The sequence below is a fragment of the Campylobacter sp. RM9334 genome (genome assembly GCF_020138145.1).
Taxonomy (GTDB): Bacteria; Campylobacterota; Campylobacteria; order Campylobacterales; family Campylobacteraceae; genus Campylobacter_E.
Genome location: NZ_JACGAX010000001.1, coordinates 67,049 through 81,160 on the forward strand (window position 1 = coordinate 67,049; position 14,112 = coordinate 81,160).

13 protein-coding genes and 4 tRNA genes are annotated in these 14,112 nt (G+C 29.0%); 15 read left to right on the forward strand and 2 right to left on the reverse strand.

All coding sequences use genetic code 11. The features are described from left to right. Nucleotides 1-37: 37 nt before the first annotated feature. Nucleotides 38-1,129, reverse strand: coding sequence for a molecular chaperone DnaJ (gene dnaJ / locus AVBRAN9334_RS00365; RefSeq protein WP_214116926.1), 1,092 nt, complete (start codon nucleotides 1,127-1,129; stop codon nucleotides 38-40). Nucleotides 1,130-1,207: 78 nt separating this feature from the next. On the opposite strand from dnaJ, the gene AVBRAN9334_RS00370 reads away from it, so the two are divergent. From AVBRAN9334_RS00370 to AVBRAN9334_RS00440, 15 genes are all read left to right on the forward strand, one after another. Next, on the forward strand, nucleotides 1,208-1,879 hold the full coding sequence (locus AVBRAN9334_RS00370; protein ID WP_214116928.1) for a response regulator transcription factor: 672 nt from the start codon (nucleotides 1,208-1,210) through the stop codon (nucleotides 1,877-1,879). Beyond that, the gene (locus AVBRAN9334_RS00375; RefSeq protein WP_336606711.1) at nucleotides 1,879-3,099 is read left to right on the forward strand and encodes an ArsS family sensor histidine kinase; all 1,221 of its coding nucleotides are present in this window, start codon (nucleotides 1,879-1,881) and stop codon (nucleotides 3,097-3,099) included. The genes AVBRAN9334_RS00370 and AVBRAN9334_RS00375 overlap by 1 nt, the downstream gene beginning before the upstream one ends. Then, on the forward strand, nucleotides 3,096-3,659 hold the full coding sequence (locus AVBRAN9334_RS00380; RefSeq protein WP_214120267.1) for a recombination protein RecR: 564 nt from the start codon (nucleotides 3,096-3,098) through the stop codon (nucleotides 3,657-3,659). Before AVBRAN9334_RS00375 ends, AVBRAN9334_RS00380 begins: the two co-directional genes overlap by 4 nt. Then, a complete protein-coding gene (locus AVBRAN9334_RS00385) occupies nucleotides 3,652-4,311 on the forward strand; it encodes a hypothetical protein (protein WP_239803062.1) in 660 nt (219 codons plus the stop codon). The genes AVBRAN9334_RS00380 and AVBRAN9334_RS00385 overlap by 8 nt, the downstream gene beginning before the upstream one ends. Beyond that, nucleotides 4,308-5,918 (forward strand): protein-disulfide reductase DsbD, encoded by a 1,611-nt coding sequence (gene dsbD / locus AVBRAN9334_RS00390; protein ID WP_336606712.1) that lies wholly within the window; start codon nucleotides 4,308-4,310, stop codon nucleotides 5,916-5,918. The genes AVBRAN9334_RS00385 and dsbD overlap by 4 nt, the downstream gene beginning before the upstream one ends. 54 nt (nucleotides 5,919-5,972) lie before the next feature. Further along, complete coding sequence (gene ndk, locus AVBRAN9334_RS00395; RefSeq protein ID WP_214116937.1) at nucleotides 5,973-6,386, forward strand: nucleoside-diphosphate kinase; 414 nt, start codon at nucleotides 5,973-5,975, stop codon at nucleotides 6,384-6,386. A 1-nt stretch (nucleotide 6,387) separates the two neighbouring features. Beyond that, a complete protein-coding gene (locus AVBRAN9334_RS00400; protein WP_267525052.1) occupies nucleotides 6,388-6,738 on the forward strand; it encodes a hypothetical protein in 351 nt (116 codons plus the stop codon). A 10-nt stretch (nucleotides 6,739-6,748) separates the two neighbouring features. Then, nucleotides 6,749-6,895: a 50S ribosomal protein L32 gene (rpmF, locus tag AVBRAN9334_RS00405; protein WP_214116941.1), complete on the forward strand. Its 147-nt coding sequence runs from the start codon at nucleotides 6,749-6,751 to the stop codon at nucleotides 6,893-6,895. A gap of 5 nt (nucleotides 6,896-6,900) precedes the next feature. Then, nucleotides 6,901-7,890, forward strand: coding sequence for a phosphate acyltransferase PlsX (plsX, locus tag AVBRAN9334_RS00410; RefSeq protein WP_214150181.1), 990 nt, complete (start codon nucleotides 6,901-6,903; stop codon nucleotides 7,888-7,890). Beyond that, a complete protein-coding gene (locus AVBRAN9334_RS00415) occupies nucleotides 7,868-8,854 on the forward strand; it encodes a beta-ketoacyl-ACP synthase III (protein WP_336606713.1) in 987 nt (328 codons plus the stop codon). Before plsX ends, AVBRAN9334_RS00415 begins: the two co-directional genes overlap by 23 nt. A 234-nt stretch (nucleotides 8,855-9,088) precedes the next feature. Beyond that, a tRNA-Lys gene (locus AVBRAN9334_RS00420) sits at nucleotides 9,089-9,164 on the forward strand. Between the two features lie 21 nt (nucleotides 9,165-9,185). Then, nucleotides 9,186-9,261 (forward strand) — tRNA-Glu (locus AVBRAN9334_RS00425). A gap of 1 nt (nucleotide 9,262) precedes the next feature. After that, a tRNA-Val gene (locus AVBRAN9334_RS00430) sits at nucleotides 9,263-9,338 on the forward strand. Nucleotides 9,339-9,354: 16 nt separating this feature from the next. Next, nucleotides 9,355-9,431, forward strand: a tRNA-Asp gene (locus AVBRAN9334_RS00435). A gap of 300 nt (nucleotides 9,432-9,731) precedes the next feature. Next, the gene (locus tag AVBRAN9334_RS00440) at nucleotides 9,732-10,169 is read left to right on the forward strand and encodes a PH domain-containing protein (protein WP_336606714.1); all 438 of its coding nucleotides are present in this window, start codon (nucleotides 9,732-9,734) and stop codon (nucleotides 10,167-10,169) included. Nucleotides 10,170-10,190: 21 nt separating this feature from the next. On the opposite strand, the gene AVBRAN9334_RS00445 is transcribed toward AVBRAN9334_RS00440, so the two are convergent. Then, the gene (locus AVBRAN9334_RS00445; RefSeq protein ID WP_336606715.1) at nucleotides 10,191-14,027 is read right to left on the reverse strand and encodes an autotransporter outer membrane beta-barrel domain-containing protein; all 3,837 of its coding nucleotides are present in this window, start codon (nucleotides 14,025-14,027) and stop codon (nucleotides 10,191-10,193) included. Nucleotides 14,028-14,112: the final 85 nt, after the last annotated feature.

Here is a 14,112-nt window from a genome sequence, read left to right on the forward strand (position 1 = left end):
ATCCAAATTCTAAAAAGAATTTGAATTAAAATAAAAATTATTTAAACCAAGATTTAATAGTATCAAATATCCCGTGTTGTTGCTCTTTAGCATCATTTTTGATACCAAAACTCTCATTTAATTTTTCTAATAATTCTTTTTGTTCTGCATTTATATGTTTTGGATACATAATACTAAGTTGGACAAATTGATCCCCTGTTCTTCTTGTATGATGGTTTTTAACACCTTCGCCACTAATTTTTACAAGTTGTTTATCGCTTAAGCCAAATGGAATTTGAATACTAGCTTCTCCTCTAATAGTAGGCACAATAATGGTAGAACCTAAAGCTGCTTGGGTAAATAAAATTGGAACATCTATATAAATATCATCACCTTTTCTAACAAACCTATCATCTCTTGCTACACGAAGTTTTATATACAAATCAGAACGCTCATTAGAGTTAATCTCATTTCCTTTATTAGAGCATTTTAAAGTTACTCCGTTATCAACTCCTTCAGGAATAGTTACTTCTAATTCTTCTTTTTTATTTTCTTTTCCACTACCTTGACAAGATGAACATTTATCTTTTACTACTTTACCTTTACCGCCACACACATCACAAGTGCTAACCATTTGGAAAAAGCCTTTTCTAATAGCTATTTTGCCCTTGCCATTACATCTTGAGCAAGTAGTTGTAGTTTTACTTGCCGAGCCTGTTCCATCGCACTTAATACAATTTGCTTTATAAGAATAATTAACTTTCTTTTTACAACCAAAAATAGCTTCTTTAAAACCTAATTCAAGAGTAATAAATAAATCTTCATCAATTTCTTCATCATCACTATCGCCAAAGCCACCAAAAATATCACTAAAAATATCACTAAAATTTGAAAATCCTTCAAATCCAAAGCCACCAGCACCTGAACCACCATTAAGACCAGCTTCGCCGTATCTATCATATCTAGCTCTTTTAGTGTCATCACTTAAGGTTTCATAAGCTACATTGATTTCTTTAAACTTTTCTTCAGCATCTTTATCGCCTTGATTTCTATCAGGATGATATTTTAATGCCAATTTTCTATAAGCTTTTTTAATTTCTTCAGAACTAGCATTTTTACTAACTCCTAGAATTTCATAAAAGTCACGCATCTTTTTCCTTTTGCAATTTATCATTTATAAATTAATTATTGTTAGAATGGAAAGACTTTAATAAATAAAGGTGAAAAAATGATTAATGTAATTATGATTGAAGACGAAGTGGAATTCGCTGAGTTGATTACAGAGTTTTTAGCAAGGTTTAACATAAAAGTTACAAATTACAGCACTCCTGCTGAAGGTTTAACTGCTAACTTTAGTAATTATGATTGTCTAATTTTAGACTTAACTCTACCTGGAATGGATGGATTAGAAGTATGCAAGGAAATTCGCAAGAAGTATGATATTCCTATTATCATTTCAAGTGCTAGAGGGGATACAAGTGATAAGGTTTTAGGACTTGGATTAGGGGCTGATGATTATTTACCAAAACCTTATGAGCCAACTGAATTACAAGCAAGGGTATCATCACTTGTTAGAAGATACAAAAAAAGCTTACTACCACCTGAAGAAGAAGTAAGCACATTATTCAAAGTTGAGCATGAAAAACATGAAATTTACTATGATAAAAAACCACTAAGCTTAACACCGGCTGAATATGATATATTAAGTTATCTAGTGAAAAGACATAGCTATTCAGTATCAAGAGATGAGCTAGCTAATAGCTGTAGGTCATTAAGAGAAAAAGATAGCAAAAGCTTAGATGTAATTATAGGAAGATTAAGAAGTAAGATAGGCGATAGTTCAAAAGACCCTAAACATATATTCTCTGTTCGTGGTATTGGTTATAAGCTTCTTGGCTAATGCTGTTACACTCTATTCTTAGTAAGCTAATAGCAGTTTTTGCTATTAGCATTATACTTACTATTACAGCTATTATACAAATAACTCAATACTCCAATAAGGCTTTAAGAGCTGAAAGTATAAGTAGGCTTTATTTTGCAATATTAGCTATTAATAAATTGTATGCTAGTGGTGCTGGTGTAGAAATTGATAAATACTTACAAGATATTGATTTTCAAGAAATCACAGACAAGCGTTTTATGCGTGAGCTTTGCACAAGCAATGATAAACCAATAGACCATAAAACTAATTTTGGACTAATTCAAGGAATTGTTTATAAAGACAAATATTATTTAAAACTCATAAATCAAAAAAATAATTCATTAAAAGTTTATGAAAACACCCACAATAATAATATAAATGATGGTTTAATTAAATTATTAATATCATTAATTATTATGATGTTTTTCGCTTCTTTAATATATTGTTATAATTTAATTCAACCATTAAAGGGTCTTACAAGACATATTAGGGATTTATCAAACGGAAAAAATAGCAATTTTTCTTATTATAAAAATGATGAAATAGGATTATTAACTAAAGAATTTAATAAAGCTACTAAAAAAAATAATGAATTGGTATTGGCAAGAAGATTTTTTTTAAGAGCAATTATGCACGAGTTAAAAACACCTATTGCTAAAGGAATGTTTGCAGCAACTATGCCAGAAAGCGAAAAAAATAAAAAAATCTTAATAAGTGTATTCAAAGGTATGAATGCTTTAGTAAATGAATTTAAGCAAGTAGAAGAAATATTATCTAAAAACCATGAAGTAGTCTTAAAAGAATATTCGTATTCATATTTATTAGAGCAATCAATCAGTGCTTTATATTTAGATAATTTACAAATTATTGATGTAAAAATGAACGAAGATAGAACAATAATAGTAGATGGAGCTTTGTTTATAATATTAATTAAAAATCTATTAGATAATGCTATTAAATACTCAAGCAACCATAAGTGTATAATTGAATTTCAAAAAGACTATATTAATGTAAAAAACATAGGAGAAGAAAAAGACTTTAATACAGAAGAGTATTTTAAACCATTTGCAAGGGGTAATGTAGAGCAAGGTGGATTTGGATTAGGACTTTATTTAATAAAATATATTTGTGATACTCAAGGATTTGAGCTTAAATATTTTTACGATGATGGCTATCATAACTTTAGGATTATATTGTGATACATTTTGATAATTTATGCAAAAGCATAGGAAAAATTCAAGGAATTGGCAAAAAAACTTCTTTAAAAATGGCTTATTATTTGTGTTATGAAAATAAAAATTTATTAGAAGAACTAATGAATTCTTTAGAAAATGCTAAAAAAAATATAAAAGAATGTTCTATTTGTGGTTGCTTAAGTGAAAATGAACTTTGTGATTATTGCATAAATGATGAATTAGATAATACAATTTGCTTAGTAGAAAGCCCAAAAGATGTATTTTTTATAGATGAATGTAAAGTATATGAAGGTAGATATTTTATACTTTCAAAAACCAATGAATACTATTTAAAAAAATTAGAAAAAATGATTTGCAAATACAATACAATAGAACTAGTTTTAGCCTACACACCAAGCGTTAGCACGGATACGGTGTGCTTTTATTTAGAAGATTATTTTAAACACTACAATGTAAAAGTAAGCAAAATCGCTCAAGGTGTTCCAAATGGTATTAAAATTCAAGATATTGATATTCACTCTTTAAGTAGTGCAATTTTAAATAGGGTAAGTATTGATGGGTAAAAAAACTATTATATTATTTTCATTATTAGCCTGTATTAGCGTAATATTAAATAGCATAGATGTTTATATTACACTTGATAAAAACTATCAACTAAAAGACAATGAAGGCACTAAAAATATCATCGCAAAACAAGCAAAAGCAATAGTAGATAAAATAGATAATTATGCAAAAAATCTTCCAAATTCTTTAAATTATAAAGAAAAAATTAATCTAATCAAAAAAGAAATTAATACGATTAATTTTGATAATTATCAAGAAAAAGCCTATGCTTTTAATGAGTTAGGATTTTATATAGCTCATTATTCTAAGGACTATGAGCATCAAAATATTTTTTTAGAAAAAGACACAAATAACAAATTTTATATAAAAGAACTGCTAGCAAAAATAAAAGATGAAGGATATACAAAAGCTAATATTTTTTGGACTAACTACTCAATAAGACATATAATAACTTATATCAAAAAAGATAAAAATTTAAATGTATATTATGGTTGCACTATTGATTTAGATAAAATTAAAAACTTTAAAAAAATAAAGGCAAGTTATAACGATAAAGAAAAAATACTAATTATTTTTAGCACATTATTTATTATTTTTACAATCATATGTTTTACTCTTATACAATATAAAAAAACAAGGAAAAAACAATGAAATTTATTATAAATATTTTAATATTTTGCGTATTAGCAATTGCAAATCCACTACCACCAAATGAAGCATTTAAATTCCAACTTGAAAATAACTCTCAAGCAAATTTTATAAAACTTAATCTAAATCCTGATATTTATTTATATAAAAACGAAATAAAAGTCTTATTAAACAACGAAAATATCACAAATAAATTTGACTTAAGCAATGCGGTATTAAAGGATAATGTTGAAGTCTTTTACAATACTTTAGAATTTGATTTCCCAAATTTTACATTAAAAAATAATGACAATATTAAAATTTTTTATTTAGGTTGTTCTACTGAAGGATTATGTTATCAACCACTTGTAGCGTCTTTTAATTATCAAAATGATAAATTGGTTTTAGAATACGATAACAAAGAAGCTTTAAAACTAAAAAAAGAAAAACAATCTACACAAAACGAATATGAAAGCAAGCTTTTAAATTCTTCATTTTTAATAAATATTTTAACTTTTTTTGTATCAGGAATACTATTATCTTTAACACCTTGCACCCTACCAATGATACCTATAATATCTAGTATTTTGGCAAAAAGTAGTGGTAAAAATCCAATAATTTCAAGCATTATTTATGTATTAGGAATGGCTATTAGCTATACAATAGCAGGAATAATAGCAGCTTTAGTAGGAAGTGGAGTTCAAGTATTTTTTCAAAATCCAATTGTAATCATTCTATTTTCTTTAATTTTTGTAATTTTATCATTATCAATGTTTGGCTTATTTGAACTAAAAATGCCTAACTTTATTGTAAATAGCGTAAATAAAAAAAGCTCAAAATATAGTGGAATTATCGGAGTATTTTTAATGGGGGTCTTAAGTGCTTTAATAGTAGGACCTTGTGTAGCTGCACCACTTGCTGGAATTTTAATTTATGTAGCAAATAGCAATGATGTATTGCTTGGAGCTTTTTCATTATTTTTTATGAGTATAGGTATGGGAATTCCACTAATAGCAATTGGTTTTGGTTTTAAATTTATAACTGGTTCTTGGATGCAATATGTTAATAAATTTTTTGGATTTATTTTATTAGGAATAGCAATATTTTTCTTAGAAAGAATAATAAATGAGAATATTACAAATGTCTTATATGCCTTACTTGGTATTAGTTTTGTAGTATTTTTTGGCTTATTTGAAAACACTAAGAATAAATTCTTTTTATTTTTTAAAATTATTTTAGTTTTAATATTAGCTTATAGTTTTATATTATTAAACAAAACTTTTAATCCAAATAATAATATTTCTCAACAGAATTTAGAATTCACACAAGCAAAAGAAAAATTAAATCTAAGTTCAAAAAATATTGTATATTTTACTGCTAGTTGGTGTGAAAACTGCAAAGTTATGCAAAATACTACTTTTAAAAATGAAGAAGTTATAAATGAGTTGAAAAATTACAATTTAATTAAAATAGATTTAACTAACCCAAACCAATTTGAACAAGAAATGGCAGAGACTTATAAGGTTTTTGGACCACCAGTTTTACTTGTTTTAAACGATAAAGGCGAAGTGCTAAAACAAATAATAGGATTAGTTGATGCAAAAACTTTATTAAAAGAACTTAATTTTTAAAGCTTAAATTAATTTATTTTTGTATAATATGAGCTTTTATTTTAAGGAGATTTAATGCAAAGAACTTTATCAATCATTAAACCTGACGCTGTTAAGAAAGGTGTTATAGGTCAAATTTTAAGTCGTTTTGAAGCAAATGGCTTAAGAATTGCGGCTATTAAAAAGCTTTATTTAACAAAAGAACAAGCAGGAGAATTTTACGCAGTTCATAAAGAAAGACCATTTTATAAAGATTTAGTTGAATTTATGACTAGTGGTCCTGTTGTAGTATCTGTGTTAGAAGGCGAAAATGCAGTTGCTAAAAATCGTGAATTAATGGGAGCAACTAATCCAAAAGAAGCAGCTAAGGGAACAATAAGAGCTGATTTTGCTGAAAGTATTGACGCAAATGCAGTTCATGGTAGTGATAGTTTAGAAAATGCTAAAATAGAAATAGAGTTTTTCTTTAATAAACTTGAAATAAATTAAAATGAAAATTGCTTTTAGTAAAATTAATTCGGTAAAATACCCTTTTAAATTAGATTTTGATAATTTAATATTAGAAGGCTTTTTAAAGAGAAAAGATAATAAAATAGTTACGCTAGACGCAGTTTTAGTAGGCAATGTAATTCATTATTGTGATAGTTGTGCTGCTGAAATTGAGATTGAAATTAATGAAAAAATTAATTTAGATTTAAGCGATGGTGTATTTAAAGATGAAGAAAACGAATTAAGCGACACTATGGAATTTTATGATGGTGAAATAGACTTAATTGAAGTATTAAAAAGCGAATTAGCTTTATATTTAAGCGATTATTTTTATTGTCAAAAATGTAAATAAGGAGAATAACATGGCAGTTCCAAAGAGAAGAGTTAGTAAAACAAGAGCAGCAAAAAGACGCACTCATTACAAAATTGAGCTAGTAAGACCAATTAAAGATAAAGATGGTAGTTGGAAATTACCTCATAGAATTAATCCAACAACTGGCGAATATTAATACCTATGATAAAAGTTGCTGTTGATGCTATGGGTGGAGATTTTTCTTTCCCCCCAATAATTAGTGGAGTTATAAAAGCGTTAAAAGAAAAAGATAATTTTAGCGTTATTCTAGTTGGAGATGAAGAAAAAATAAAAAGTCAAATTCCATCAGAATTATCAAATAGAGTTGAATTTGTTCATACTACCGATGTTTTTGATATGGATGAAAATTCTACAGATGTTTTAAAACGCAAAGACAGCAGTATTTATAAAGCAGTTGAATTAGTAAGAAACCACGAAGCAAATGCAGTTGTTTCGGCTGGGCATAGTGGTGCTACAATGAGCCTTGCAACCCTTAGAATAGGTAGAGTAAAAGGTGTTTTAAGACCTGCTATCGCAACTTTAATGCCTACTTTTAACGGCAGGGTTTTGGTATTAGATGTAGGTGCTAATGTTGATTGCGAAGAAGAAAATTTATTACAATTTGCAATAATGGGCGAAGCTTATGCAAAAGAAGTAATGAATATAAAAAATCCTAAAATTGCACTACTTTCAAACGGAGAAGAAGATTGCAAAGGAAACAAACTTACAAAAGACACACATAAATTATTAAGAGAACATTTAAGCAATTTTATGGGCAATGTTGAAGGCGGACATATATTTGCTGGAGAATGTGATGTGGTAGTTTGCGATGGATTTACTGGAAATATATTATTAAAAACTGCAGAAGGTGCTGTAGGCATTTTTGCTAAGTTGTTAAAAAATGAGATTAAAAAATCATCATTGTCAAAACTTGGTTATATGCTTAGCAAAGGTGCATTTAATGCTTTAAAACAGCATTTAGACTACGACCAGTATGGTGGAGCTCCATTATTAGGAATTGATGGATGTGCTATCATTAGCCACGGAAAAAGCAATGAAGAAGCTATAAAAAATGCAATTTTTCAAGCTTTAAAATTTGCTAATTCAAATGTAAATAAAGTGATTGAAGATGAAATTAAAAGCTTGCATTAAAAGTATTGCTTCGTATTTACCAGAAAAAACACTAACAAATAAAGATTTTGAAAGTTTTTTAGATACAAGTGATGAATGGATATTAAAAAGAACAGGAATTAAGCAAAGATATATTGCTAGTGAAACTGAAAACACTAGCGATTTAGCATATAAAGCAGCTATAAAAGCTATACAAAGAGCTAAAATTCAAACTAATGAAATAGATTTAATAATAGTAGCTACATTAAGTCCTGATTATTTTACTATGCCATCAACTGCGGTAGTTGTAGCAAATAAACTTGGATTAAAAGGTGTAAGTGCATTTGATATAAGTGCTGCTTGTTCTGGATTTATTTATATGCTTGAGCTTGCTCGTTCTATGGTTGAAAGTGGTGCTAAAAAAAATGTATTAATAATAGGAGCTGAAAAAATATCTTCTGTTCTTGATTATACAGATAGAACTACTTGTGTTTTATTTGGAGATGGTGCTGGAGCTTGCGTTGTAAGTGCAAGTGAAGGTAAAGGAATTATAGATATTCATACAGGAAGCGATGGAGAATTTAAAGATTTATTATGCACTAAGCGTTCAAATCAAACAAAACAATTAGAGCCTATTAAACTTGAAATGAAAGGCAATGAAGTATTTAAGGTAGCTGTTAAAACATTATCAGATGATGTGTCGTATTTATTAGATAAAAACAAACTTAAAACAAGTGATATAGATTTATTTATACCGCATCAAGCAAATCTTAGAATTATCTCTTATGTTCAAGAAAAACTTGGCTTAAGCGATGAGCAATGTGTTGTATGTGTTGATAAATTTGGTAATACTTCAGCTGCGTCAATTCCAATAGCTATCAATGAAGCTTACGAACAAGGTCGTTTAACAAATGGCAAATTAATGCTTTTAGACGCATTTGGCGGCGGATTTACTTGGGGTAGTGCTTTAACTTATTTTGATGGAATTGATTATAAGAATTTATAAAATTCAAATCATATTACTGTTTATAAAAGAATTTAATTAAGTATATTTTTGTTATAAAATCTTGCAAGTATATTTATTTAACTTATTAATTAAAATTTTTGCAATATTTTTATAAACTTGATTATTCAAATCTTCTTTATTTTCAAGAGATTTAGTATAAATATTATAAATTATTTTAATATTAATTTTAATTTAAGTTTTAAAATGTATAATCCAAACTTATTTTTATTTTAAGTCTTGTTAGCTCAGCAGGTAGAGCATCTCACTTTTAATGAGGGGGCCGCTGGTTCGAATCCAGCACAGGACACCATTTTTTTTGATCCAGGTTTGAGACCCTTTCGTCTAGTGGCTCAGGACGCCATTCTCTCCGTTTGGAAACGAGAGTTCAAATCTTTCAAGGGTCGCCATGGTCGCTTAGCTCAGTTGGTAGAGCGCCACCCTTACAAGGTGGATGTCATAAGTTCGAGTCTTATAGCGACCACCATTCATTAAATTCGGTTGCGGCGGTAGTTCAGCTGGTTAGAATATCGGCCTGTCACGCCGGAGGTCGCGGGTTCGAGCCCCGTCCGCCGCGCCATTTAATTTTACTTAAGATAAATCAATTTTCCCAAGTTTTTTTAATAGGTCAAATTAATTTTTGTATGAATATTTTCTAACTCAATAATAACTACAAATATTTTAAAATACATTACTAAAAGCAACAATAAAATATACTTATAAAAACCTAAATTCAAGTTATTATAAAACTTTTAAAAATATTAAAATTATTAATTCAAATTCTTTATAAATTTAAACGCAAAATATATTTATCATTTAAGCTAGAATTAAAAATGGGGGGGGGGTATAATACTTTTTTTAATTTTTAAAAGGAGTTTTTATGTCTTATGTAGAACAAGTTTTAGGCACAGATGAAAGCGTTGTTTTAAAAGCCAAAGTTAGTGTTTTTGCTTTTATAGGTGATTTATTTGCTATTTTAGTTTTAGCAATTTTAAGTATTGCTATTCATCCTTTTATTGCTATATTTATCATCTTTCTTTTACTTCGTATATTCATTATCATTACAACAACAGAACTTGCTTTAACAAATAGAAAAGTTATAGCTAAATTTGGCTTTATTAGAAGAGATACAATAGAGCTAAGATTAGAAAAAATAGAAAGTATCAGAGTTGGTCAAGGAATTCTTGGTAGGATTTTTAATTTTGGCACAATATTTATAAATGGTGCTGGTTCTTCTGCACCTGTTCCTTTTATTGGAGAACCAATAAAATTCAAAAAAAGTGTAGATGAATATATAGAAAATAAATTATCAAAATAAGCCCTATTTCTAGGGCTATTTTTAAAACGAATATCTTAAAGTTCCGTTTATATTGTAGTTTGTATTATATTTTCCACTAAATGATTTTTCAGCATCTAAGCTAAACTTAGTATTTTTACCTAAGTTAAAATTAGCTCCTACACTTGCAAATCCACGACTATCTTTAAAGCCTTTTTCAACTCTTGTAGTTGTGCCATCGCTTAAAGTTATAGTAGGAGTGTTATTTAAATCAAACGCCCCGCCAACACTAGCTCTTAAACCAAAAGTATCATTAATATTCGCACCAGCACTTAAAGCAACTTTTGCTGCTCCCATAAATTTACCTTCACTTTTTAAAGTAACTTTATCATTACCCTTTAAATTAGCCATAGGAACATAGCCAAGGATTAATTCAGCACTAGGCTCAAGATAAAAATCACTTCCCATTCTATATCCAGCCTCAACGCTACCTAAAAATCCACTTCCGCTATCTTTTAAATCGCCTAACCAAACATTATCTTTAAATGTTGATTTATGATTGGTGTATCTAGCTGTAGCGTCAATAAATAAGCCATCATTACCAACTAAGCTAACATAAGCACCAATGCCGTGATTTTTCACCTTAGAATTACTTGAATTACTTGTGCTTTGACCTATATTTGCCATTACACCTGAATATAATTCTCCGTAATTTGTGCTAGTTTGCTTATCTGCACCAAATTGCACTTCATAGTATTTTATTTTAGCACTATCAATCTTGCCTTCGCCACCAAAACTTCTAATCCAAATTCCAGCATTTTTGCCATCATTATTTCTTAGTTCGCCCATTCTTTTGTTTAGATTGTTCCATTCACTAACATAAGAATAATAAGTCTGATTTAGCATATTTTTTGCATCTGTTAAAGCCTTAGTATTAGCGCCTTTTAAAGTAAGTTCAATCTCATTACCATTAATGTTAGACCCTACTTTAATAGCTTCTTCAATTGCTGCGTTTTTAATATCTGTTTGCGCTTCTTCAATTGCTTTATCAAGGCTAGTTTCACTTGCTACAATCTTGCTTGTATCATTTGCAACTTTATTAGCATTTGCCATTACCTCATCACTTGCAGTTCCTTTTGCAACTTCATTTGCTTTTTGAGCAATTGCACCTACGCTTGAGCTTGCATTATCTAAGATACTCTTATCAGCACCACTTTTGCTATCAGCACTAAAATTATCACTTGTCTTACTAGCATCAGCCCTACTTGCAGCCGCATTAATAGGATTTGCTACAACTGAATAATAAATATAATCCTCATCTCCTTGCTTTAATGTCCCGCTTAAGATATTTTTCTTATCTAATGAATATACACTTAGACCATCATAAACTCCGATTTTTGTAACGAAGTCTTCTGCTGTTGCATTTCCATTTCCAATCTTTAATAAAGCTAATGGAAGATTTGCTAAATTAGTTGCATCAGCTTTGCCATTATTTACATTTAAACCAAGTAATCCTATTTCATTTGCCTTACCACTTGTGCTATTTCTTGCAATCATTGTGCCTAAGAATGTATTGTTTGTGCCACCCATAATAAATGTATTATTACTTGCATTTAAATCATTTGCTAAAATTCTACCTGTAATCTTAGAATTATTCACATTTAATTTATCAGCTTTCATATCGCCAAATACAATAGCGTTATTTAAATTAATGCTTGAACCTTTTGAGATAGGGTCTTTATAAAAATTCGCAGCACTAACTTGATTTGCCAATACACCAGTAGTTAAATCATCGCTAATATCAGCATTACCTATAACTTGAGCTTTGATAGCTGAACTATTGATATTTATATCTTTTGCTTGTAAAAGAGTTGTATTAGCACTCTTATCTAATTTATAAGCACTCTCTATACCTGTTAAGCTTAGATTATTTGAAGCTGCGATATTAGCGTCATAGCTAATCTCTCCGTGATACTCTCCCGCTTCTTTATCCAGTCTTTCTACATCTTCAACAATTCCGCTTAAGCTTAGATTTTTAGCCTTAACATCTTTATCAAATGATGAACTAACAGCATTGATTGAGCCGTAGTTTGTAACGCTTTCTCTAAATAAAGCTTTATTAGCATTTACATTAAACTCTGCGTCTTTTAGATTTGTTCCGTGTGTAAGCTTATTTATAACTGCATTTTTAAGAGTAATTGTTTTAGAGCTTGTAGCTCTATCGTTTACTATGATATTATCTGCATAAGTATTTGTTAGGCTTATATTTCCATCATTTACATTGATGTTTTTAAATCTTGACATTGTATTAATTGCATCATCATTGTCAATATAAGAAAATGCAGGATTATACTCTTGATTGCCGTTTTTATCTTTTACTCTTTCGCCACTTTCATCTCTTTTTTCTTCTAATAAATTTCCTAAAGCTTTTAAATCGCCCTTAGCGATATTTACATCACTTTTAAAAATTGAGTTATTAGCATTTAAATTACCTTCTGTAATATAAACACCACCTGTATTTGCAAAAGTATCAACAATGCTATTAATATCACCCTTAGCAACCCTAACAACTCCAGTTCCTTTCGTTTCAAAACCAGTTGTATCAATACCACCATTAGCTATTAAATCTCCTGATATTAAATAATCGCTATCTATATATTTTAAAGAGTCTTTATAAAATGTAGTGCTATCAATATCATGAGAATTTGAAGCTGCTGCTTTAACAATAGGTAAGAAATTTTCTTCATTTCCCATTATCTCATCAAGCCTCTTCATATCTTCAGCACTTGCTATTTTTTCGCTATTTAAAAGAGTTGAGAAATACTTGTTTGCTAATTCTTTTTGATGAGCTCCACTTATGAATTTTCCTTCGGTTTCTACACTATTTTGAATAAGTGTTCCGTATGTTTCTATATCGCCTTTACTCTTAACTCCATTTTGAATATCCGAAAGGATAAATCTAGCTTTGCCGTTTTGATTATCAATAGCACCTTGAAAAGTTGTGTTAAAGCCATAGAATGAATTATTTGCACTTGCTTTAGTATTTGCTATAACTTTACCTTTTACAATAGAAGTTTCAAATTTAGCTAAGTTTGTGGTATTTACATCATTAACACTTGTAACATGATCGTTTTGAGGTTGGCTAGTTTTTCTAGCTACATAAGGAGCGCTTTCTTTTTTTGGTTTTCCCATAACATAAAGGTCTTTAGCATTTAATGTGCCTTTTATTTCTGCATCTTCTAAAATCACATCTCCATTACCACTAATAGCTACGCCACCTTCATTAATAATACCTGACCAATCTACAAAAAGCACTCCATTATTAGTAACTGATTTTAATCCACTATCTGTTACATAAAGACCACCATTATTTACAATATCTGAAGTAATCTTAGCTGTATCTATAACCATATTAATATTTTTACCGGTAACTGCTTGAACTCTCTCAAGGTCTTTAGCAAATTCTAAGATTTCTTCTTTTTGTCCTTGAATACTTTCAGGATTATTGTAATAATAATCTCTTAAAGCTTTTGGCACACTTTGAGTAGAAACATTATTGGTAATGGTTCCATTAATTATCCCCGAAGTATTTTCAAGTACATCACCTTTAAAATCTCTTATAAGGCTTACTCCATCATTTGTAATATTACCACTTAAAGTAATTCTTTGCTCTGGTGTTGGATCAATTCCTTTGTTATCAAAACCAATCTGTTGATATTTGTCTTTTTCTGTAGTTATATCTTTAGTAGCATTGCTTGAATTAATTAGATAAAGATTTTCTTCTTTTCCAACTTCGTTTGAATTAACGCTTTTTGCATTTAAGCTAGTGCTAAGAATTAATGCACTCGCAACTAATGAGAGCTTAAATACCCCCCCCCGTAATGTGTCTAGCCATGACATCTCCTTAAAAAAATAATTTTGCCTAAGCAAGTCGTGATGATAATTTATATAAATTAAATATAACTTAAATTATGTTTGATTATAA

What these genes read in the sequence shown, in the direction of transcription:
- dnaJ (WP_214116926.1), bottom strand. Translation starts at nt 1,129, where the DNA reads ATGCGTGACTTTTATGAAATTCTAGGAGTTAGTAAAAATGCTAGTTCT.
- AVBRAN9334_RS00370 (WP_214116928.1), top strand. Translation starts at nt 1,208, where the DNA reads ATGATTAATGTAATTATGATTGAAGACGAAGTGGAATTCGCTGAGTTG.
- AVBRAN9334_RS00375 (WP_336606711.1), top strand. Translation starts at nt 1,879, where the DNA reads ATGCTGTTACACTCTATTCTTAGTAAGCTAATAGCAGTTTTTGCTATT.
- AVBRAN9334_RS00385 (WP_239803062.1), top strand. Translation starts at nt 3,652, where the DNA reads ATGGGTAAAAAAACTATTATATTATTTTCATTATTAGCCTGTATTAGC.
- dsbD (WP_336606712.1), top strand. Translation starts at nt 4,308, where the DNA reads ATGAAATTTATTATAAATATTTTAATATTTTGCGTATTAGCAATTGCA.
- ndk (WP_214116937.1), top strand. Translation starts at nt 5,973, where the DNA reads ATGCAAAGAACTTTATCAATCATTAAACCTGACGCTGTTAAGAAAGGT.
- AVBRAN9334_RS00400 (WP_267525052.1), top strand. Translation starts at nt 6,388, where the DNA reads ATGAAAATTGCTTTTAGTAAAATTAATTCGGTAAAATACCCTTTTAAA.
- rpmF (WP_214116941.1), top strand. Translation starts at nt 6,749, where the DNA reads ATGGCAGTTCCAAAGAGAAGAGTTAGTAAAACAAGAGCAGCAAAAAGA.
- plsX (WP_214150181.1), top strand. Translation starts at nt 6,901, where the DNA reads ATGATAAAAGTTGCTGTTGATGCTATGGGTGGAGATTTTTCTTTCCCC.
- AVBRAN9334_RS00415 (WP_336606713.1), top strand. Translation starts at nt 7,868, where the DNA reads ATGAAATTAAAAGCTTGCATTAAAAGTATTGCTTCGTATTTACCAGAA.
- AVBRAN9334_RS00440 (WP_336606714.1), top strand. Translation starts at nt 9,732, where the DNA reads ATGTCTTATGTAGAACAAGTTTTAGGCACAGATGAAAGCGTTGTTTTA.
- AVBRAN9334_RS00445 (WP_336606715.1), bottom strand. Translation starts at nt 14,027, where the DNA reads ATGTCATGGCTAGACACATTACGGGGGGGGGTATTTAAGCTCTCATTA.